Origin of the sequence: Caballeronia glebae, assembly GCF_001545035.1 — a bacterium.
Classification (GTDB): domain Bacteria; phylum Pseudomonadota; class Gammaproteobacteria; order Burkholderiales; family Burkholderiaceae; genus Caballeronia; species Caballeronia glebae.
In genome coordinates, this window is the sequence record NZ_FCOJ02000045.1 from 43,353 (window position 1) to 64,256 (window position 20,904).

The following is a 20,904-nucleotide window of genomic DNA, read 5'->3' on the forward strand; positions in this document are numbered from 1 at the left end:
CATGGCCGCGCGTATCGAGGACTATGCACTGCTTGGCGACGGGCGAACCGCCGCCCTCGTCGCCAAAGATGGCTCGATCGATTGGCTATGTTGGCCCACGTTCGAGTCCAGCCCCTGTTTTGCTGCGCTGCTTGGCGACGCATCCAACGGCCAATGGCGCATAGCGCCCGTCGAGCCGGTGCAGCACGTGAGACGGCGGTATCTCGGCGATTCGCTGGTGCTCGAAACAACTTTCGAGACCGCCAGCGGTGTCGTTGAGATGACTGATTGCCTTACGTGGTCCGAAGTCCCTCCTCGGCTCGTACGCAGCGTGAAGTGCGTGGCCGGATGCGTTGCTCTCACAAGCGAATTGGCAGTTCGCTTCGACCACGGCCGCCTGAAACCCTGGTACCGCCGGGTTGGACGAAGAGTGGTCGCGGTGGCCGGTCCCCATTCCATCTGGTTCGACGGTCCTCTTGCGCCTGCTTGTGATGCGCAATCGGTGCAAGTCGAATTGAATCTGACGGCCGGTGACCGGTGCGACTTCGTGCTGACCTGCTGCCGGTCCCATGAGCCGCCCCCTGCTGCATTGAACGTGGACCAGACGCTGCATACGACTCTGCTCGATTGGTCGCAATGGGCGGACCAGATCGATCTGGGTAACGACCGATACGCCGACGCGATTCGATCCTCGCTTGTGGCGCTCAGGGGGCTCACGAATCGCGTGACTGGCGGTATCGCGGCGGCGGCAACGACTTCATTGCCTGAACTGATCGGTGGCGACCTCAACTGGGACTATCGTTATTGCTGGCTGCGCGATGCGAGCTTTACGATGCTCGCCTTGGCCGGCACCGGCTTGCGCGCGCAGGCCCAGGCCTGGCGAGATTGGCTGCTGCGGGCGCTCGCCGGTGAGCCCGCGCAGGCGCAGACCGTTTATACGACCGACGGCGATCGTCACCTGTTGGAATGGGAGTGCGCATGGCTGGGTGGCTACGAGGGCTCACGTCCCGTGCGCTTTGGCAATGCTGCGGTGACGCAATCGCAGCACGATATCTACGGCGAGCTCATCGACGCGCTTTACGTCTCGAGATGCCATGACATGCCGCCCGGCGACGAAGTCTGGTTTCTCGAACGTGCGCTCATCGAGCATGTGCGGCGCGTCTGGAAAGAACCAGACAATGGACTATGGGAATCGCGCGGCGGGCTTCGGCACCATACGCTTTCCAAGATGATGACGTGGCTTGCACTCGACAGGGGCATCAAGAGTGCGCTGAGTGACGGCCACGACGTCCCCATCGACGACTGGAGACGTGACGCGCATGAGATTCGCGAGAGCGTGCTGACATACGGCTTCCACAGCGGCGTGGGTGCCTTCACGCAGACCTACGGCGGTGATCGGCTGGACGCCAGTCTGCTGCTCTTGCCGTTGCGAGGCTTTCTGCCTGCGGACGACCCTCGCGTCGTCGCGACGGTCACCGCCATCGAGCAGCACCTGATGCATGACGGTCTGGTCTACCGCTTCCTAGGCGATGACAAGCCCGGTCAGGGTCGACCTGAAGGGGCTTTCATCGCCTGCAGCTGCTGGCTTGCACAGGTCCGACAGATGCAAGGCCGGCATGAGGAGGCTAAGGAGCTCTTCGAACGGGTGGTCGCGCTGCGAAACGATGTGGGGTTGCTCGCTGAAGAGTTCGATACCGATCTGAAACGCCAGTGCGGCAATTTTCCGCAAGTACTCTCCCACGTTGCGTTCATCAACGCCGCCCGGTACTTCGACGACCCCGATCATTCGCTGAACGCCCTCTGAGACACAGCCACGAGCATGAACACCGACGCGGCCAACGGCACTCCTTCCAGAGAAAACCTTCACGGCGGCTGCTGGCGCGTCACCGCGCTCGCGCTCGCACTTGTATTCGCCGCCAGTCCTGCCCTCACGCATGCCGATGCGCCGCTCAATTATTTTCTTCACGCCGACGGTCCGGCGGCGACGCCCACGATGCGCCTCGGCTGGGCGCTTGCCGCGTTAGTGACGGTCGTCGCGCTGATCATAGTCGTGCTGCTCGTTGGCGCGATTGCGCGCCGGAGGTCGGGAGCGGAACGCGATGAGCGACATGTTCACGCCGAAGGCGGTGGCATGCATTGGGTGTGGATCGGCACGGCAATTTCGTCTGTCACGCTCTTCGCTGCGCTCGCCTATGTTCTGTTCACGCTCGAATCGGTTGCGTCGCCTGGCCGCGAACCGACTCTTACCATCACTGTCACCGCGCAGGACTGGTGGTGGAAGATCGACTACGCAGGCGAGCCTGCAGTCACCACCGCAAACGAAATTCACATTCCGGTGGGCGAGCCCGTGAAAATCGAACTCAAAAGCGCGGACGTCATTCACGCGTTCTGGGTGCCGCTTCTTGCGGGAAAGACCCAGACCATACCTGGCGTCGTCAACGAACAATGGATTCAAGCAGACCGCGCGGGCGTGTATCGCGGGCAATGCACACAGTTTTGCGGCGCGCAGCATGCGCATATGGCCTTCGAAGTGATCGCCGAGCCGCGTGCGCAGTTCGATGCGTGGTATGCGTCGCAAGCGAAGCCATACGCGCCTGTGAGCGCCGCCGTCGACGTGCGCGCGGGCGCCGAACTCTTCAAGGAACGCTGCGCGGGCTGTCACGCCATTCGCGGCACCGATGCGAACGGCGCGCAGGCGCCGGATCTTACGCATCTGAACACTCGCCGGCTGATTGCAGCGGGCACGTTGAGGAACACCGCACAGAACCAGCTCGACTGGATTCAACACGCGCAGCGCATCAAGCCCGATTCGCTGATGCCATCGATCGCGCTCTCCGCCACTGACGCCGCCGCGCTGACGGCCTACCTTCGGACCTTGCAATGACCGAGCACGCACCTTCGCCGCCGCCCCTACGACGCACGCTCACACTCGGCCGCATCGAGCCTGGCAGCGATGAAGAACGCGCCTTGCGCGAAATCTGGGAAGCGCCGCCGGGATGGCGCGGCTGGCTGTCGACGGTCGATCATAAGAGCATCGGGCTGCGCTATCTCGTCACAGCGTTCGCGTTTCTGATCGCGGGCGGCATCGAAGCACTTTGCATGCGCGTGCAGCTCGCGCGCCCCGATGCGCACGTGCTCACGCCGGAGCAATACAACCAGCTCTTCACGATGCACGGCGTGACCATGATTTTCCTCTACGCGCTGCCCGTGCTGTCGGGCTTCTCGAACTATCTGTGGCCGCTCATCCTCGGCGCGCGCGACATGGCGTTTCCGCGCCTCAATGCCCTGTCGTACTGGATCTTTTTGTTCGCAGGCCTCTTTCTCTATGCGAGCTTCCCCTTCGGTGAAGCGCCCAACGCGGGCTGGTTCAACTACGCGCCGCTCGCGGGTCTTACCTACAACACCGGACCGAACATCGATGTCTACGCGCTCGGGATGGTGCTGCTCGGCATCTCGACCACCGTCGGCTCGATGAACTTTGTCGTCACCTTCCTGCGCATGCGCGCGCCAGGCATGTCGGTCGATCGCGTGCCGGTGCTCGTGTGGGGCACGCTGACGGCCTCGGGCGGCAACCTGCTCGCGGTGCCGTCGGTAAGTCTCGCATTCTTTCTCCTGTGGCTCGATCGGCGCATCGGCACGCACTTCTTCGACGTGATGAACGGCGGGCGCGCGCTGCTCTGGCAGCATCTCTTTTGGATCTTCGCGCATCCATGGGTCTACGCGGTGGTGTTGCCGGCGATGGGCATTGTCTCGGATGCGCTGCCGGTGTTTTGCCGCAGGCCGCTGGTTGGCTATTTGCCGGTCGCGTTGTCGACGGTCGCGACCATGACGGTCGGCTTTGTCGTGTGGATTCATCATATGTTCGCGACGGGCATTCCCGCGCTTGCGCTATCGTTTTTTGGCGCAGCGAGCATGGTGATCGCGATTCCCAGCGCAGTCGCGACCTTCGCGTGGATCGCGACCATCTGGACGGGACGGCCCATATTCCGGGTGCCGTTCCTTTACTTTGCCGGGTTCGTGTTCTTGTTCGTGATCGGTGGCCTTTCCGGCGTACTGACTGCCGCCGTGCCACTCGACTGGCAGCTGACAGACACCTACTTCGTGGTCGCACACCTACATTACGTCTTACTCGGGATCAACGTGTTTCCGGTGATCGGCGGCATCTACTTCTGGTTCCCGAAGTTCACGGGACGCATGATGAGCGAGCGCATCGGGCGCGTCGGTTTCTGGATCCTGTTTGTGGGCTTCAACGTCGCGTTCTTCCCAATGCACATCGCGGGTCTGCTGGGGATGCCGCGCCGAATTTATACCTATGCGCCGGACATGGGCTGGAACACGGTGAATATGATCACTTCGATCGGCGCGTTCGTGTTTGCGCTGGGCGTGCTGATCTTCCTGGTCGACTTCGTGTACAGCGTGCGCCGCGGACCAGCGGCGGGCGACAACCCGTGGGACGCGCCCACGCTCGAATGGTCGACCTCGTCGCCGCCGCCGCCCTACAACTTTGCCGTCTCGCCGCGCATCGCGAGCCGCCATCCTTTGTGGGAAGAACGCCTCTCCGGCAGGATGCGCTCGCAACTGACAGTGGGCTACGTGCTGAACCGTGGACGCGAAGCGCTCGGCACCAGCGCGCTCGACGGCGACCCTGACGTCATTCTCAAGATGCCTGAGGATTCGTACGCGCCGTTTTGGCTTGGCGTGGCTTCGCTCGTGTTTTTCACGGGACTGGCGCTCACCGCGTGGTGGCTCGCAGGCGTCGGTTTGCTGGGTTGCGCCGCGGCGATCGTCGTCTGGCTGTGGCCGAGGCGGGAGCTTGGCCAGCGTGATGATTCACCTGACGATGACGCGCCCAGGAGAAACAATGCCCCCGACCCACGCGCCGGAGCCACGTCATGAGCGACTTTGTGGAAAGCCTGCCGGAACGCGAAACACTGCCCATCGGTAGTCCGGGCGAGCGTTCGGGCGGATGGTGGGGCGTCCTCACGCTAGTTGCGACCGAGGCGGCGCTGTTCGGCTACCTCATCTTCTCGTATCTGTATCTCGCCTCGCAGACCGCGCAGCAGTGGCCGCCCGAAGGCATGCCGAAGCTCGGCCTCGGTGGCGCGAATACGTGCATCCTGTTGTCGAGCAGCGTATTCGTGTGGGCGAGCGAGCGCTTCGTACGGCGCGGCAAGCGCGGTATGGGCGTGTTGATGCTCCTGATTGGGATCGTGCTCGGCGCGATCTTCGTCGGCATTCAACTCAAGGAATGGCACGATCATCCTTACGGTTTGACAACACATCTCTATGGCTCGCTCTACTTCACCATCACCGGTTTTCACCTGATGCACGTGCTGGTCGGCCTCATCGTGCTGGCGTTCCTGACGCTCTGGACCGCACTCGGCTACTTCGACCGGGCGCGCTCGGCGGCGCTGACCATCGGCGGGCTGTACTGGCATTTCGTCGATATCGTATGGCTGTTCATTTTCGCGACGCTTTATCTGTCGCCCTATGTGCTCGCGAGATGATGATGAACGACCCCTCTTCCGTCATTAAGCAGCGGCACGAAGCGCGTCCAAGCGGCGTGTCGCTCACGCTTGGCCTGTTGCTCGCGCCGGCCGCTTGGTTCGTCCAGACGAACCTCGCTCAGACGATCGCCGCATGGGGGTGCTTTCCGCATGAACGACCCGTCAATGAGCCCGCAATCCCGTGGCTCCAGCATGGCGAGTTGATCCTCGCATTGCTCGCGCTGCTTATGGGGCTCACAGGCGCGGCGATCGCGTGGCGCAACTGGCGACGTACCGGCATATTCGCGTCCGCGGTGAAAGAGCAAAGCGCAATTGATCGACACACGGCGCGCGACGTGTTCATCGCACGCGCGGGCGCTCTGGCGAGCGCGCTCTTCCTGTTCGCGCTGATCGCCACCGATCTCGCCTGGCTGGTCGTTTCACCATGCGGGGGGCGATGATCTCCATGATCTTCAAACAACATGCGTTGCTCAGCGTCACTGCGATGGCGGTGGGCCTCACGGCCTGGTGTCAATCCACCTGGGCGCAGGAAACGCCCGCCGCGCAGTTAGTCGCACGCGGCGCGTATCTCGCGAAGGCCGCCGACTGCGCGGGTTGCCATACAGCGCTGCCCAAAAAGGGGCAGCCGCAGCCGCGCCCCTTTGCGGGCGGCTTGCCGATGGGCTCGCCCTTCGGCACGATCTGGTCGAGCAACATCACGCCCGACAAGGAACACGGCATTGGCGGTTACAGCTATGAGGACTTCGCACGCGTCTTGCGTCAAGGTGTCGCGCCCGGCGACAAGCATCTCTACCCCGCCATGCCCTACCCTTCGTTTTCGAAAATCAATGATGAAGACCTGCGCGCGCTCTACGCCTATTTCATGCATGGCGTCGAGCCAGTAAACCGGGCCGCGCCCGAAACGAAGCTACCGTTTCCGTTCAGTCAGCGCTGGGCGCTCTCGCTGTGGAATCTCGCCTTCGCGCCAAATGATACCTTCACACCGGATCCGAAACGCGACGCACAGTGGAATCGCGGAGCGTATCTCGTGCAGTCACTCGGACACTGCGGCGCCTGTCACACCCCGCGCGGGCCCGCGTACAACGAGATCGGCTACACGCAAGAGTCGAGCGCTTACCTCACGGGTGGCACCAACGATCACTGGTATGCGCCAAATCTCAGGGGCCTCGCGGGCCCAGGGCTTGGCCGCATCTCGGCGCAAGACATCGCCTCATTCCTGAAAACCGGACACGGTGCGGGGCTCATCACCTTCGGTAGCATGGTGCAGGTCGTCGAAGACAGCACGCAGTATCTCAGCGACCAGGATCTGAGCTCGATTGCGTCCTATTTGAAGGCCCTGCCTGCACAGGGCAGCGGCGGCACCTACGATGCGCAATCCAGACTGGCACAGCAAAGTGTTGCCGCCTTGCACACCGGCGATCAGCAACGGCCCGGCGCGGGACTCTACCAAGGCATGTGCGCGCGTTGTCACCACAGCGATGGAAGGGGTGAGCCGCTCAAATATCCGCGGCTCGCAGGAAACCCCGCCGTGCTGGCGGAAAAGCCGGATTCGCTTGTGCGTCTCCTTTTGCAAGGCGGGCATGCGCCAACAACCATCCACGACCTGCCGTCAAAGGAAATGCCGGCTTTTGGACCGAAGCTCACGGACACCGAAATTGCGCGCGTATTGACCTTCGTGCGCAGCGCGTGGGGGAACAATGCGATGCCGGTCACCACGCGCGATGTCCGGACGATGCGCGATGCAGTCGCGCCCCACCGCTGAACGACCTGGTGTGTAAGAAACTCCGCAGAGCCTCCTCGTTTGCGTTAAGCTCGCTCCGTCTGGACAGGAAGCGCGCGCCGGATGACGGCTGAGGGTTCTCCTTTTAGCACCGTAAAGTGGCTCTGCTGATTCTTTCGCCAGAAGCGAATATCGAACGTCTGTTCCCCGAGGTGTAGGTCTCTCAACGTGACGTCCGCAAGCCAGTCTGGTAAAACCGGGTCGACGTAGAGCATTGCGTTGGGCGCGTCGGGTTGAAGGCCAAGAATGGCGTAAAGCAACGAGAAAACAGATCCCGCCGCCCAGGCCTGAGGCACGTTCGCGCCGAGATACTGGACGGGAAAGCTTGACGCGTCACGATGCAAACCGGCATAGAGCTCGGGGAACTGATTGAGCATGAAGAAGCGGCCCGCCGACCATACGTCCTGGGCGATCTCTGCGGCCTCTTTTGCATAGCCGTAACGCTTGAACCCCTCGGCAATGAGGCCATTGTCATGCGGCCAAACCGCGCCGCGTTGATAAGAATAAGGGTTGTATGCAGGATGAGCGGCCGATAGCGTGCGAATACCCCACCCACTCCACATGTCCTCGCGCATCAGCCGCGCCACCACGCGCCCTGCACGCTCAGGTGGAACGATCCCAGACCACAGGCAGTGACCGGGATTCGAGGCCACCGTCATGACCTTATTCTTCTCGGCATCGAGCGCGAGCGCGTAGAAGCCAGCTTCCTCGTCCCAGAAAGCTTCATTGAATCTGGCGAAAAGTTTAGCCGCCTTCGCACGCAGGTTCGTCGCACGCGCTTGCTCATGCAGCACGTCATAGACCTTCGCCATTCGCATCCATGCATCGTAGACGTAACCCTGGAGTTCACAAAGCGCTTTGGCACCCCCGACTTGCGCCCCGTCGGGATAGACCACCGCGTCGCCGGAGTCTTTCCAGCTTTGGTTCTCAAGTCCGTCCGGCGAACGCGTCTCGTATTCCTGGAAGCCATCGCCATCCCGGTCGCCGTATTGGTCGATCCAGTCCAGACACCGCTCCGCGGTGGGCAGGTGTCGTTTCAGCAGATCAAGGTCGCCTGTGCAACACCAAGCGATATGCAAAGTAATGAGATAGAGCGGCGTCGCGTCGGCCGTTCCGTAGTAGGGCGTATGAGGCACCAGGTTGAAATGAGCGAGTTCGCCGAGGCGCAGCTCGTGCATGATCTTGCCCGGTTCGGCGTCGCGATAGTCGTCCCGATCCTTCGCCTGTCGAGCGCCTAGCACCTCTAAGGTTCCACGCGCAAACGAAGGATAGACCAGCGACGTCTGTAGGGAAGTTATCAGACTGTCACGCCCGAACAAAGCCACGAACCACGGAAGTCCGGCGGCCGGTACGACATGCGTGTCGGCTTTGAGTGCGGACCCTTTGATCGGCAGGCGCAACGCCGCGAGGTCATCCGTGGCCTGCTGAAACACACTCCTGAGCGTCTCATGACTGCTCTCGAGCTTGAGGACGGCGCTATTCCACTGTGCAAGCCGCTTACGGCTTTCCGATAATTCGCTTTGAGAGCTGGCACAGAACACTGGTGCGCGAAACTGATCACGCCCTTCTGAGAGATCGTATCGCAGACAGCAATGCCAGCGGGCGCCGGGCTCTATCGCAATGTCAAAGGTCATGCGCCCATTCGCGTAGGCGGCCAAAGATTCGCTGTTGCACGCGCTCACCTCAACAGCACGCAGAAAGTCTTGGTTTCGGTACGTGGTGACCAGTCGCTGATCGGATTCGGACCACGTCGTTGAGATGCGTCCACGGCGCACGAAGCGACCGGATTTCACCTCAAAGAGGTCGGCAAAGTCACTGCGAATGCCGATCTCGAGATTGAAGCGCACGTCCGAGGTGCCGTAATTGATCACGTCGAGATCCTCGTGGAGGCCACCGCTGATCTCACGACTCACCGTCAGGCCGACCGTATGAGCTTCGATCGGGCCAGCTTCGGTGAGAAAGGCACGATTTGTCAAAAAAATCTGCGCCGCAAAGGCGGCTGTCGCGCCACCGTTGAGCAGATCCCACGGTTCCTCGTTTGCGTACACGGTCCAATGGCTGATCACGCAGTATTGTAGAAGTAGTAGCCCTTCTGTGATAGGCCGCTCATCTGGCCATCGGTTCCTGTCAGAAGAACCACGTGGCCCTGGTGAATCGCAATCTGCGGCGGCCCGACCTTCACTTCAAGCGACATAACCATCTCCCTCTACGAAGCACTGGGCGTGACACGCGCCACGTCGACGATCATAGATTCAGCAAAGCACGCTCCACCATTTATATCATAGTGTGATACTCTTGACTGCAGTTCAGCTGCGATTGCTTCCGCTCGACTTCTTCCGTCTCGTTGGGGTCCCCAATCGGACGAACACCTCGGATGTGGATAGTTCTCGATAACTTCTCGGCCATCCGAAGCAAGTTCCTTCGTGGGCTGAAACGGTCAGTCAGTCGAATTCATAGCCTGGCGAAATTGTGGTGAGCGTCGACGACGCTTTGATCCATCTGGTCAAAAAGCGGGAGAAAAACATGTTCTTCCAAGATAAGGTTGAAGCGTGGGCAGCGAGCGCTGGCGAGCGCGTCCCCGTGCCCGCGCGACTCGTGTTGTGGGACGGGCGGCAAATCATTCTCGGTCATTCGGGCGAACCCAAAGTTGTTCTGTATGTGAAGCAAGCCGGGGCGCTACGGCGGTTGCGGCGGCCCACGATCGATGCAATCGCGCAAGCATACGTCATCGATGAGATCGACATTGACGGCCGTATGCCCGACGCGGTCGCACTGGCGTATGGGCTGGCGCATCGTGACGTTCCTTCAAACGCCTACGCCCCACACTTTTCTCTAGCTGATCACAGCAAACAATCTGATCGCAAGGCGATTCAATTTCACTACGACGTGTCGGACGATTTCTACCGCATCTGGCTTGGGCGAACGATGGTCTATTCCTGTGCGTACTTTGAGAACGGCACGGAAGATCTCGACACGGCTCAAGAGAAGAAGATCGACCACATCCTAAAAAAGATCGCGCTGCGACCGACGCAATCGCTCCTCGACATCGGATGCGGCTGGGGCTCGTTGGTGATCCGGGCAGCCCTGCGCTTCGGTGCACGATGTACCGGCATTACGCTTTCCGAGAAGCAATACGAGTTCGCGACGCAACGGGTCCAGGAGGCAGGACTCGCGGATCGGGTGGAAATCCGGCTCCAGGATTACCGGGATATCGACGGTCAGTTCGACCGCGTCACCAGCGTGGGCATGTTCGAGCATGTCGGGCGCGCGAACCTTGGAGCGTATTTCGCGAAGATCAGTTCGTTGCTGGCGCCTGAGGGAATCGCAATGAATCATGGAATCACATCGACGGACCCAGATATCGCCTGGTCGCCTGCCGTTGATGGCAGTGGGTTCATGGACAAATACGTGTTTCCGAACGGCGAACTGTCACATATCGGGCAAGTCCTCGACGCGATGCAGCGCGGTAATCTGGAATCAATCGACGTTGAGAATCTACGGCGCCACTACGCTCGCACGTTGACGTTGTGGGCAGAGACGTTCGAAAAAAATGCGGATTCGATTCGGCAATTGGTGGACGAACAAACGTTTCGGGTATGGCGAATCTATCTCGCAGGGTGCGCCTACGGCTTTCGTTACGGTAATCTATCCATCTACCAAGTCGTCTGCCGAAGAGCTGGCGCACAAGCCGACTCACTCGCATGGTCTCGCAGGTATATGTACGAGTGAATTCCGGAGGCATTTCGCGGCGATCTCGACGCATGGATCCGTGGCGGTTGATAGGGCTCTGGATGCGCTTTAGCTTCCTAGCACTATCAGGATGAAACGCCCAATCAAGCGCCGCAAACCAGCCCACGATGCCCCAGCCGAACAGGTTATTGGAGAGTGCAAGCATCAGCACGGAGCGTCGCTTCCTACGGTCGGCGAGGATCGCCGGCAGCACGCAAATCACAACGGCTACTGCGGTCAGTAGAATGTCATAAAGTGCGTGCACGATGTCTTTTCTCCAACCGCACGATCCGGCAGCACTCGTTTGCCTTTCCACATTTGCTAGCTGTTCTGCTTGTTGCATCACGAGCGAGGGGCGAAACCCGAGTTCGTCCCGCCGGGCCGTCAAGAACCGTAACAACCTCACTGGCGATCGAATTTCGAAGCGCCGCTGCTCCAAGAGCCGACCAAACACATCTTCAACATCATGCCATTTTTGGCGGCGTAGCCAGGCGCACAGAAAAGGAGGTCGAAAAATCAGTCGTCTCCCTGCGAAGGCCCTATTCTCGGCCGGACGACCTTCGCCTCCAACCATCGCTGAACGCAATGGAGCCCGTGCCAGAGAGACACGCTTCTCCGGCAAATCACAGGGGCTGTTGGGGTTGTAGATCCATCGCAACAAGTACGCTGCACGAAACTCGGTCGAGTAGCCGACCATCATCTTGTCCGGTCCACCATCGTGCAAGAAGGCCGCTCCGATGGTGCCCAACCACAATGAGGTCGATCTTCAGTTCCTCGGCGAACCGGGGGATCTGATTCATGGGATTTCCGATCGCGAAGTGGCCGGACGCCGCTACACCGAGTTGCGACAGTTTGCTCACTCCTTCACGCAATACTTCTTTCGCTGACATCTCCTCGAAATCGAAGGCAACTGCCGGTACCGCGTCAAGACCTCGCGCCCACGCGGCATCGTCGACCACAGCAAGGAGATGCGTTTCAGCGCCAAGCTGTCGCGCGAGTTCAGCACCGAGACGTAACGCGCAGCGTCCCTCTCGTGTGCCGTTGTAGCACAATAAAATGCGCCGATAGGTGGCCATGGTCCCTCCCCGCACTCTGGCGTTGAAACGCGGCTTCGAATACCTCGAAGCGTGATTTACCGACGTTGAGAGGCGGTAAAAAACCGTAGGAGCATGCCGTCGGCTGTGATGCCATAGCCGAGGAAAGACGCCCTCCGCAAAACCTGATTCAATCTCAGAGACTCAGCGCTTCAACGCCAGCGTGAGTGTTCCGCCCGGGCCTGGAACCGCCGGCCTTTAGATTGACAAGCGCACCGATGTTCGCACCCCACGTTCTCTGTTGAACCGGCACCGAGCGCACCCCTTGCCCCAAATGTATCACATTGTGATGTATGCGCATTGGTCTTCGCCTGTCATCGATCTGAATGATCGTCGCTCTTTTCAAATGTTTCATGTGGGCAGATGCCGTCGGTGTCGCTGAATATGAATGCCGTCGAGCATGGTACCGGGTGCCGGTCTATGGCGCCAGGCGTCGCCGCGTGCGCATCCTGATTGGGATCGTAGTAGGTGCACGCGATTACCGTGGGCGGGATGCGCTGCACGTGCGCGCGAAGCACCGCGAAATCCCTGGTCGCGTAGCTATTGTCTAGCGTCAGCCGTCTGGGATGAGCTTTTCCGGGTGAGCTGTGTTTGCGCACCGCATCAATCTTTTGCATCATATCGTGATATATTTTGACCAATGTTTCCGGGGAACGGATATGCTGGTCACAAGCGAATTTGAAACGGCCCGCCTGAGCGTCGTGCTCGCCCTGCCCGGCGTAGTCTTGGTCAGTGCCCTACTGAGCACACTTCATCTGAACAACTGGCCTCCCGAAACTGACGAGCGCAGCCCTCGGAGCCCTCATCGGCCTCGCGTTGATCGAAGTTGTTCCCGCCGTTTCATAGAAGCGGGCGTACGATTTTGCGCAACGAGCGACTTGGGGCGTCGGGAACCCAGAAGATCGCAGCTATCTAGTGCGAACACGGAGGGATGGCGATTTGACTCGCGGGGGCCCTATGGTTGCGTCAAGGAAGCGCACAGAAACGCGAACTGTTCTTGTCGAATCGCGTGAGTACGCTTCGCTGCACAAGATCAGCACGACGCGACATGACTCTCATGTGTTGCGCGCGCATCGACCGCTCCATCATTGGCTTGCTGAACTCGACAGATGACATCATGGAAGACTCGACCGTGGCCGGAGATTGGATTCTCGACCAGATAGCCGACGCAGTCATCTTTGCAGACCGACTTGGAACGATCGTGCGCTGGAACCGCAGCGCAGTCGCTCTATTCGGATACGCCGGCGCAGAAGCGATGGGGCAAAGCCTTGACTTGATTATTCCGCCCCGCCTGCGAGATGCACATTGGCGCAGTTTTGAGAAGGCGGTGACAGCGGGCGCGACTAGACTGAATGGACGAGCGACCCTCACCCGCGCGACTCATAAAGACGGTCGCCAGCTTTACGTCGAGATGACCTTCGCATTGGTTTTGGATCCACATGGCGGCGTATGCGGCTCGGTTGCGGTCGCCAGAAATGTGACTGCGGGTGTGGAATCCGAGAAAAGTGCCGCCCTCCGTCGTGATGTCGACTCGCTGAGCTTCGGCGCGGCACTTGTACGACTTAAATCCAGGAGCAACCCACATGCTGACTCAGCGAACGAAGGATATCGTTAAGGCCACGGCGTCGGTCCTCGCGCAGCACGGCTACACCATCATCCAACGCTTTTATTCGCGACTCTTTGAAGCCCAACCAGCGCTCAAGAATGTGTTCAACATGGCGCATCAGGATCAGGGGCAGCAGCAACAAGCGCTTGCTCGAGCCGTATACGCCTACGCGGAGAATATTGAAAACCCGAGCAGCCTTGCTTCCGTGCTCAACAATATCGCTCACAAACATGCCAGCCTCGACGTCCGGCCTGAACACTATCCCATCGTTGGTGAGCATCTCCTTGGCGCGATCAAGGAGGTGCTCGGCGATGCGGCTACCGATGACATTATCGCTGCTTGGGCTCAGGCCTACGGCAACCTTGCAGACGCGCTCATGGGCATGGAAGCGCAGTTGCGCGAAAAGTCGGCGAGCCAGCTCGGCGGCTGGAACGGCTGGCGAACGTTCGTCGTGAGGGACAAACAGCCTGAAAGCAGCGTCATTACCTCCTTCGTCCTGGAACCCGCTGACGGTCAACCGGTCATCAATTTCGAGCCTGGTCAATATGTCAGCATCGCAGTAGACGTACCGACACTTCAACTTCAGCAGATCCGGCAATACAGTCTGTCGGACATGCCGAACGGCCACAGCTACCGTATCTCGATTAAACGCGAGGAAGGCGACGGAGCGCGGCCTGCCGGCTACGTGTCATCCCTGCTCCATGAGGATCTGAAGGTGGGCGACGAAGTAAAGGTAGCCGCTCCGTATGGCACCTTTCATATCGACGTCAACGCGAAAACGCCTATCGTCTTGATCAGCGGTGGCGTGGGCCTTACGCCAATGGTAAGCATGCTGAAACGCGCAATTCAGAATCCAGACAGACAGGTCATTTTCGTGCATGGCGCAAGAAATAGCGCCGTTCACGCAATGCGTGACCGCCTTCGGCAAGCTGCAGCGACTTACCCAAATTTTACCGCCGTGATCTACTATGACTCGCCCTTGCCGGGTGACGTGCCTGGAAAAGACTACGACAGGCCAGGCTTCATCAATTTGAGTGATCTGCGCGACAAGGTTCTGCTTCCCGCGGCCGACTACTACATCTGCGGTCCCATTCCGTTCATGAGAGCGCAGCATGATGCCTTGAAAGCGCTAGATATCCGCGAGTCGAAAATCCACTACGAAGCCTTCGGTCCCGATTTGTTCGCCGAATGACTATGCGTCAGCGCTTCCGGCGCAGCGGCGGTTCAAACAAATCGAACTTCAGCCATCGTCGCGCTCCCCATCATCCGATTCCATGCGCGGGTCGGGGGGCCGTGGCCGGAAACCCTGCAGCTCGGCATGCGCCTGCGCCATGAACACATCAGGCCAGGTGCCGCACAGGATCTCGAACGGGATCCGCGCGTCGAGCAGGGGCGCGGCGAGACCACGGTCTTCCGGCGAGTCGCCCCACAAGACCCGCTGTACCAGGACCACGGCACCGCATTTCGCGATGTGCTCGAGCGCGGGCTCGAATTCTTTGCCGAAGAGCAACGGGCCATAGGTCTGCGCGAGAACGGTCATGACCCGCAATTCAATATGGCTGGGTTTGACGGGCAGGGGCACGGCGCGTCCTTCGACGATGTGGACTATCGCGCCCGCACGGCGGCGCCGCGTGATGGTCCGGTCGAGTTCGAGCATGATGCGCGCGACTTCCGGGTCGGGAAACGACTCGAATGCCTCGTCGTCGTCAAAGTTGTCTGCACCCTGCGCCACGGCCCTGCTCTCTATAGTAGATTGGCATTCTTCAACTTTACCACCAAAACGCTACTGCAATAATATTTGTTAATAGGACTACGAATTATATAACAACGTACAAACTGCCATGTAAGCTGGTGCGAAGATGCCGCCATGGGCGCGCGTCGACCGCGCAGCAAGTAAGGCCGATCATGCGCTTTTGCGTTGCGCAGGCTCAGGTTCGGCCTGCAATACAGCGCCTGCATACCCATAGGCTTCGTGAGTGTGCGCAGGTGGCGACCGACCTCGTGACCCTACCGGAGCAGCAAACGCGTACGGCTCGTCGATATCGCAAGCCCGGCGCAAGCACCACGTTCAGCTTGTGTTTTCCGCTCGAAGCAGTCCATGCAGCCTGAACCCGGCATCCGGCTGTTGCTGATTGATGACTACGCGGTCCCTCGCAACGGCGTTCGCCTGACGCTCGGAACCGGGTTGCGCGCGCAGCAACCTGCGCTGGCGGTGTTGACGCTCAGCATCTACGGCGAAGAGATGTTCGCGTTGCGTCCGATCGAACATGCCACGGCTGGCTACTGCACCGGGCGTATCGACCGAGACTGACCTTGCCCCTGTTTCACGAATCCCATAGCTGAAGACATCAGGCCCCTTGCCCTCGCTGAGCGGCGGCCAATTCTTCTCGAACGTCATGGGGCTGACGTAGTTCAATGTCGAATGCAGTCGGCGGGCATTGTAGAAGCCGAGCCAGTCGATAATTTCATCCGTCGCATCACGCCGCGTCGCGAAGTGCCGACCGTGCAGTCGTGCGACCTTCAGCGAAGCCCACAGGCTTTCGGTCGGTGCATATCCTAACAATCGCCGCGCCGGCTCATCGATGAGCGCGTATTCGCGCAAATCGATTTCTGATTGCGATCTAAGTGTCGCGTTTCGCCGTCATGACCCGAAGGTTACCGCCAACGAAAAAGCAGGCGGGGAGCAGCCTCGAAAGCCGCTCGCCGCCCGCAAAGGGCTCAAACCATCGTCGTTCTTACTTCTGAGCGATATTCGCCTTGTTGAACGCACCGGCCTGATTGACGACCGTCGCATTGCCCACACCGCTTTGTGCCGTCGTAGCCGTGTTGGCGAAGCCGGCTTGCGTAATCAATGCCGTGTTGTACGAACCCGCTTGCGAAGCGTTCGCGCTGTTGAGGTCGCCGACCTGGGCGATGGTCAGATCTTCCTTCGCGCCCGACTGCGATGCCTTGATGTCGTTGTAGCCGCCGAGCTGACCGGCCAGCAACGTGGACTCGAACGCGGCCTGCTGCGTCAGATCCATCTTGTTGTGCGCGCCGACTTGCGCCGCGATGACGGTGTTGCCGCTTCCGTAGTTCTGGCGCGCCGCCGCCTTGTTGGTGTCGCCGTCCTGAATCAGGAGCGCCGTGTCGTTCGACGAACGGATCTGGTCGATGTAGCCTTCGTTGTATTGCGAGCCGGTCTGGATGATCGTCGTCGTATCGTTGGTGGCGTAGCTCTGGTTGATTTGAGCGTAGTGCGGTGCGTTGGCGCCGCTCTGTACGATCGTGTTCGTGTTATTGCCGCCGTATTCCGAGTGGATGCGCGAACGTGCCGCGTCGCTCTCCTTGATCGACGCGTGATCGCCCACTTCCGACCATTGCTCGATCGTGGCGTCCGTGCCGCCGCCCGTCTGCTCGACGCGCGCGTGGTTGTAGCCGCCGTCACGCTGGTCGATCGTCGCGATGCCCGCCTTGCCGCCTTGCAAGATGTCGACCGTGTTGGCCACCGTGTTGGTCTGCGTGACGGTCGCCTTGGCGCCGTCGGTCTGGCCCGAGGTCATGCCCGTGCCCTGATCGATGTTGACCGTGTTGTAGGCCGAGCCATTGCGGGTGATCGAGGCCGTCGCGTTCTTGCCGGCCTGCTTGACCGTGTCGGTGTCATACATCGACGACGTTTGCGAGATCGTCGCGGTGAGGCTGTTGCCGTTTTGGCGGACCGTCGTATTTTCGCCGGTCGTCTGCTTTTGCGTGACGGTCGCGCTCAGCTTCGACGCACCCTTGACGTTCCCGCTTTGCTGGATATCGGTGACGTTGTAGCCGCCTGCGTCCGAACTGACGCTGGCGTTCGCGCCGTCTGCGGATTGCAGCACGTTCACCTTGTCGTTGTGCGAATTCGTCTGCGTCACACCCGCGATGTTGCCGTTGCCGAACTGGTTGACCGTTGCGCCTTCGAAGCTCGAATCGGCGAATGCCGACGTCGATGCCAGTGCTGCCAGACCCATAGCGATGGTGATTGCCTTGACTTTCATTTTTATGCCTCGTTGATTGATGTTTTAATTACAGCAATTCGTAACCCTAAAGGCAGCCAGCCCCCGCCGACCACCGATTCCACCCCATTCACCACATCCACACCGAAATCAAACTTCCTGGTCTCCTCGCCCCGGCATATCGCCGGCAAGGATCACTGCCTACTTCATGAGGACTGCCGCCCTCGCACCGCCAGTCTGCGTGACCGACAGTCCCGAGCCATTCCGGTTCTGCAGAATCGAAATCTCGTTGTTGGTACCGAGCTGCGTCACCTGCGACGACATCGAGTTTCCGATCTGCGTAACCGTTGCTTCGTTACCGCTGCCGTTCTGCACCGCGATCGAACGGTTGTACTGTCCCGCCTGATAACCGGCGTACTGGTTGGCGACGCCGCTTTGCTGCAGCACCGTCCAGTTGTCGTTGCCCGCCTGCGCAGTCGCCGCCGCATTGGGCCGGGCAACGAGCGAGCTATCAACGCAATGTGCGGCCACTATCTCTTCGAGCCTGAATTCTGCAACCGAGCGGCCGGCTGGGAGAAAGGCATCGTTGAGAAGAACGTTCAAGACCGGCGTCGACAGATTTGGCACGATGCAATCAATATTCGATGGGAGTCGCTCGAGGTCCTCAACATATGGTTGGCGGAGCGATGCCAACAGGCCTGGAAGCAGCTGAGACATCCACAATGGCCGGAACTGAGCGTCGAAGATGCCTTGGCCGACGAACGCCCACGGCTGATGCAGGTTCCGAACCCGTTCGACGGCTACATTGAGAAGCCGGTGCGCGTTTCGCCGTGTGTCGTCGTTGCTCACAGCAGTCCGCGTATCGGATATGCGCCCAATCGCTTGAGGCACGCTACCGATGCGCGAATTGCCTTGCTCCGTACTGTCAGGCGGGATGGACTCCGGAAAATCAACGGCCGTTAAAGCCAAGGCTTCGCAGCAAGTTCACACGGTGTTTTCTCGAACGCTGTCGAGGCTAGCGCCGTGCCAGCTCGCAACACTCTGATCGATCGCTCCTGTTTCAGTTCGCCTGTCGAAAAAGCATCAGATCAGCAGCGGCGATTATAAAAATATACCCAATTGACAACTTCGCGAGTAGATGGCGTTGACAGATTCATTTCGCGGAGGTGGCTGCTCCCTTGTAGAGTGGCGAGAGCGGCCCGATTCCAAGACGGTTCGATGACCCGGGCATAGAGTTATAGACTCGAGTTGGTGCAGAACGCTGTGATACCCATGCGAAAGACATCGTCGGCAAAAGCGAAACACATCGCTGTACCGTTGCTCGCCCATTCGGTCAATGACTGCCATTCGCACAATGTCGGCTGGCAATCGCAGATGTTCGCATAGGTGGCGTACGTCAATCAGATCACGGTATGGTGCCACGCCCTCGTAAGGATCGATGTCGGGACCCATGAATCGCGCGACAATCGCCCCAGACAAAGCGTTGGCTCGCTCAAACTTCCACAGAATCGAAACCAGAGACTCGTGAGGATAGATCCAGCTTCTCTGGAAAAGATAACCGAGCGCAGGAGACAGACTGCTCTCATCAAGTGTGAGGATTGGGAACTTAAGCTCCAGGAGCGGCATCGTTCTATGCCGCGGCGACGAGGACGCGTCCCGTGGCATGACGAGACTGTACGTATCCGCACTGTCGCACCGCGTGCTCCCAGAGGACCTCATCTGGACGATACCCGCGACCATCGCGTAGCTCGTCTTTTAGGACGATCTCGACCGCTCGCGTAAACGATTCCATCGGTACCTCAAGCTCGCCAGGGAGATTTGCCTTGTGATGAGGTGCCTCGAACGCTCTCCACAGCGTATCCGCGTCGTTGACAAGCCGAAAGCCTGAATTGAACGCTCGCGGTACATAGAAGCGCGAGAAGCTCCAGTCACTCTCTTCCGGATAGGCCGTGTGATCGTAGCCGTTCAGGCACGTCGCAACGTCGTGCGCATTCCGAATGCCAGAGAATACGAGTTCCTCTACCATTAAGCGCGCAACGATCTGAGTCTTGCCGGCGACCTGCATCGCGTGTTTCTGGCCGAGCAGCTCTTGCTGACCGACGAGGAACGTGAACAGCTTGATCTGCTGCCTGTCGAGAGCGTCATGAACATCACGCAGCCACTCGTATTCATTGTCGTTATAGCGCTGAGCTTCGTCGCAGAAGAGCAGCACGACGCCGCTGCCCGCGCAGGAAGCCGCCTGTCGAATTCGCAGCGTCAGGCGCATTCGTTTTGACGTGTTAGAACCTCCGTTTGGGTCAGGATCGCCTACCGCCTCTAGAAGATTCGCAAAGAACCGCCCCTCAGCGTGTCGCGGCTTGTGCTCGCATTGAGCGTGAAACGTAGTCACACGCGGATTGTTGCGCGCCAGCAAAAGACGAATATACTCAATCGCTCGAGTTTTACCGTAAGCGACTCGGCTGGGCCAGTCCCTGATTCGCGCGCGCGTGAGGCATGATGGCGCTGTCGTGGTGAGGTTCGTATAGATCACGGGGGATCGTCTCCATGATCGGCAATCGTGGACACGATCCACGCAAATCTATCCAGATCTACCCGGTTAAGGGCGTAGGCGGAGTGGCCAGCTTCAGTTTGTCGGTCACGTTCCAAGGCAGCAATTCGTCGATGCGTGAGATCTTGTGATCAGCGATATGGGTCAGGACGTACTCCAGATAGGCGCGCGGGTTGATCCCGTTGAGCTTTGCCGACCCGATCAAGCTATACATCGCGGCGGCTCGCTCGCCCCCGCTGTCAGAGCCGACGAACAGATAGTTCTTGCGTTTATGCTGATCTGAGCATAACCGCAATTATGCACAGTTGCGGATTATGCGGAGCGAGGGTGGCGGTCCTGAGCCATCAGGATTCCGCCACAAATTACTCGACATAATCAAAGCGCCTCCAGGAATTTCAGCAGCGCGTCCGGTGGCCGGTAGCGCGAGCGACGGGTCGTCAGTGGGGCGATGGCTGACAAAGCGCGCTCTTTCATTGCCAGATCTGCTTCGATGTATCCGTGTGTTGTTGACGGACTCTCATGCCCAAGCCAAAGTGCAATGACCGTGATGTCGACGCCGGACTGCAGCAGGTGCATCGCGGTCGTATGGCGGCTATCTCTTGATAGAGATAGCCGCCACTATATGCCCTTCCGAATTATGTCGTGCGGCACGATTGAACTTCGACGGTCTACCCGAACGGTGCGTGTCGAAAG

Annotated in this window: 19 protein-coding genes and 5 pseudogenes; 11 read left to right on the top strand and 13 right to left on the bottom strand. The window is 59.7% G+C overall.

Annotated features, from left to right (window positions below; translation table 11 throughout):
- Position 1 precedes the first annotated feature (1 nt).
- From AWB82_RS25930 to AWB82_RS25955, 6 genes are read left to right on the top strand one after another with little or no spacing between them, the layout of a single operon-like run.
- Entirely contained in the window at positions 2 to 1,783 is a 1,782-nt protein-coding gene (locus AWB82_RS25930; RefSeq protein WP_086972231.1) for a glycoside hydrolase family 15 protein, read from the top strand.
- Positions 1,784 to 1,798: 15 nt separating this feature from the next.
- Complete coding sequence (gene coxB, locus AWB82_RS25935) at positions 1,799 to 2,863, top strand: cytochrome c oxidase subunit II (protein ID WP_096031460.1); 1,065 nt, start codon at positions 1,799 to 1,801, stop codon at positions 2,861 to 2,863.
- Positions 2,860 to 4,875, top strand: a complete 2,016-nt coding sequence (gene ctaD, locus AWB82_RS25940; RefSeq protein WP_086972215.1) for a cytochrome c oxidase subunit I — start codon at positions 2,860 to 2,862, stop codon at positions 4,873 to 4,875. Before coxB ends, ctaD begins: the two co-directional genes overlap by 4 nt.
- Positions 4,872 to 5,486, top strand: coding sequence for a cytochrome c oxidase subunit 3 (locus tag AWB82_RS25945; protein ID WP_086972216.1), 615 nt, complete (start codon positions 4,872 to 4,874; stop codon positions 5,484 to 5,486). Before ctaD ends, AWB82_RS25945 begins: the two co-directional genes overlap by 4 nt.
- The gene (locus tag AWB82_RS25950) at positions 5,432 to 5,926 is read left to right on the top strand and encodes a hypothetical protein (RefSeq protein WP_235023438.1); all 495 of its coding nucleotides are present in this window, start codon (positions 5,432 to 5,434) and stop codon (positions 5,924 to 5,926) included. The genes AWB82_RS25945 and AWB82_RS25950 overlap by 55 nt, the downstream gene beginning before the upstream one ends.
- Positions 5,923 to 7,248, top strand: coding sequence for a cytochrome c (locus tag AWB82_RS25955; RefSeq protein ID WP_235023439.1), 1,326 nt, complete (start codon positions 5,923 to 5,925; stop codon positions 7,246 to 7,248). Before AWB82_RS25950 ends, AWB82_RS25955 begins: the two co-directional genes overlap by 4 nt.
- A gap of 44 nt (positions 7,249 to 7,292) precedes the next feature.
- Here the strand turns inward: AWB82_RS25955 and AWB82_RS25960 are convergent, their stop codons facing one another.
- Positions 7,293 to 9,332 (bottom strand): amylo-alpha-1,6-glucosidase, encoded by a 2,040-nt coding sequence (locus tag AWB82_RS25960; RefSeq protein ID WP_235023440.1) that lies wholly within the window; start codon positions 9,330 to 9,332, stop codon positions 7,293 to 7,295.
- Positions 9,329 to 9,460, bottom strand: a complete 132-nt coding sequence (locus tag AWB82_RS38880) for a hypothetical protein (protein ID WP_268811042.1) — start codon at positions 9,458 to 9,460, stop codon at positions 9,329 to 9,331. Before AWB82_RS38880 ends, AWB82_RS25960 begins: the two co-directional genes overlap by 4 nt.
- 329 nt (positions 9,461 to 9,789) lie before the next feature.
- Here AWB82_RS38880 and AWB82_RS25965 point away from each other — a divergent pair, with 329 nt between their 5' ends.
- On the top strand, positions 9,790 to 10,995 hold the full coding sequence (locus tag AWB82_RS25965) for an SAM-dependent methyltransferase (RefSeq protein WP_086972233.1): 1,206 nt from the start codon (positions 9,790 to 9,792) through the stop codon (positions 10,993 to 10,995).
- Positions 10,996 to 11,101: 106 nt separating this feature from the next.
- Here the strand turns inward: AWB82_RS25965 and AWB82_RS39025 are convergent.
- The 3 genes and pseudogenes from AWB82_RS39025 to AWB82_RS37295 form a co-directional block, all read right to left on the bottom strand.
- Positions 11,102 to 11,695 (bottom strand): annotated as a pseudogene (locus AWB82_RS39025) (superinfection immunity protein); the annotation flags it as partial.
- On the bottom strand, positions 11,619 to 12,071 hold the full coding sequence (locus AWB82_RS25975; RefSeq protein WP_086972219.1) for a universal stress protein: 453 nt from the start codon (positions 12,069 to 12,071) through the stop codon (positions 11,619 to 11,621). The gene AWB82_RS25975 and the pseudogene AWB82_RS39025, both read right to left, overlap by 77 nt.
- 332 nt (positions 12,072 to 12,403) lie before the next feature.
- Positions 12,404 to 12,706 (bottom strand): hypothetical protein, encoded by a 303-nt coding sequence (locus tag AWB82_RS37295; RefSeq protein ID WP_143756855.1) that lies wholly within the window; start codon positions 12,704 to 12,706, stop codon positions 12,404 to 12,406.
- A gap of 431 nt (positions 12,707 to 13,137) precedes the next feature.
- Here AWB82_RS37295 and AWB82_RS25985 point away from each other — a divergent pair, with 431 nt between their 5' ends.
- Both AWB82_RS25985 and hmpA read left to right on the top strand, forming a co-directional pair.
- Entirely contained in the window at positions 13,138 to 13,704 is a 567-nt protein-coding gene (locus AWB82_RS25985) for a PAS domain-containing protein (protein WP_235023441.1), read from the top strand.
- Positions 13,673 to 14,887, top strand: coding sequence for an NO-inducible flavohemoprotein (gene hmpA, locus AWB82_RS25990; protein ID WP_086972220.1), 1,215 nt, complete (start codon positions 13,673 to 13,675; stop codon positions 14,885 to 14,887). The genes AWB82_RS25985 and hmpA overlap by 32 nt, the downstream gene beginning before the upstream one ends.
- Positions 14,888 to 14,935: 48 nt before the next feature.
- On the opposite strand, the gene AWB82_RS25995 is transcribed toward hmpA, so the two are convergent.
- Complete coding sequence (locus AWB82_RS25995; RefSeq protein WP_086972221.1) at positions 14,936 to 15,427, bottom strand: hypothetical protein; 492 nt, start codon at positions 15,425 to 15,427, stop codon at positions 14,936 to 14,938.
- 366 nt (positions 15,428 to 15,793) lie between these two features.
- Between AWB82_RS25995 and AWB82_RS37300 the strand changes: the two genes are divergently transcribed.
- Positions 15,794 to 16,006 (top strand): hypothetical protein, encoded by a 213-nt coding sequence (locus AWB82_RS37300; protein WP_143756856.1) that lies wholly within the window; start codon positions 15,794 to 15,796, stop codon positions 16,004 to 16,006.
- Between the two features lie 66 nt (positions 16,007 to 16,072).
- On the opposite strand, the pseudogene AWB82_RS26005 reads toward AWB82_RS37300, so the two are convergent.
- The 3 genes and pseudogenes from AWB82_RS26005 to AWB82_RS38505 all read right to left on the bottom strand — a co-directional run.
- Positions 16,073 to 16,284: pseudogene (locus AWB82_RS26005) on the bottom strand (IS3 family transposase); the annotation flags it as partial.
- A gap of 146 nt (positions 16,285 to 16,430) precedes the next feature.
- Positions 16,431 to 17,705, bottom strand: a complete 1,275-nt coding sequence (locus AWB82_RS26010; RefSeq protein ID WP_086972222.1) for a hypothetical protein — start codon at positions 17,703 to 17,705, stop codon at positions 16,431 to 16,433.
- A gap of 159 nt (positions 17,706 to 17,864) precedes the next feature.
- A complete protein-coding gene (locus tag AWB82_RS38505) occupies positions 17,865 to 18,194 on the bottom strand; it encodes a hypothetical protein (protein WP_407643044.1) in 330 nt (109 codons plus the stop codon).
- On the opposite strand from AWB82_RS38505, the pseudogene AWB82_RS38510 reads away from it, so the two are divergent.
- Positions 18,147 to 18,491 (top strand): annotated as a pseudogene (locus tag AWB82_RS38510) (IS21 family transposase); the annotation flags it as partial. The gene AWB82_RS38505 and the pseudogene AWB82_RS38510 sit on opposite strands and share 48 nt — an antisense overlap.
- A gap of 273 nt (positions 18,492 to 18,764) precedes the next feature.
- On the opposite strand, the gene AWB82_RS26020 reads toward AWB82_RS38510, so the two are convergent.
- From AWB82_RS26020 to AWB82_RS26035, 4 genes and pseudogenes are all read right to left on the bottom strand, one after another.
- Positions 18,765 to 19,403: a TniQ family protein gene (locus AWB82_RS26020; RefSeq protein ID WP_327345503.1), complete on the bottom strand. Its 639-nt coding sequence runs from the start codon at positions 19,401 to 19,403 to the stop codon at positions 18,765 to 18,767.
- Positions 19,294 to 20,139, bottom strand: a complete 846-nt coding sequence (locus AWB82_RS26025) for an ATP-binding protein (protein ID WP_235023444.1) — start codon at positions 20,137 to 20,139, stop codon at positions 19,294 to 19,296. The genes AWB82_RS26020 and AWB82_RS26025 overlap by 110 nt, the downstream gene beginning before the upstream one ends.
- Positions 20,140 to 20,251: 112 nt before the next feature.
- Positions 20,252 to 20,479, bottom strand: a pseudogene (locus AWB82_RS26030) (transposase domain-containing protein); the annotation flags it as partial.
- A gap of 107 nt (positions 20,480 to 20,586) precedes the next feature.
- Positions 20,587 to 20,802 (bottom strand): annotated as a pseudogene (locus tag AWB82_RS26035) (tyrosine-type recombinase/integrase); the annotation flags it as partial.
- Between the last annotated feature and the right edge of the window lie 102 nt (positions 20,803 to 20,904).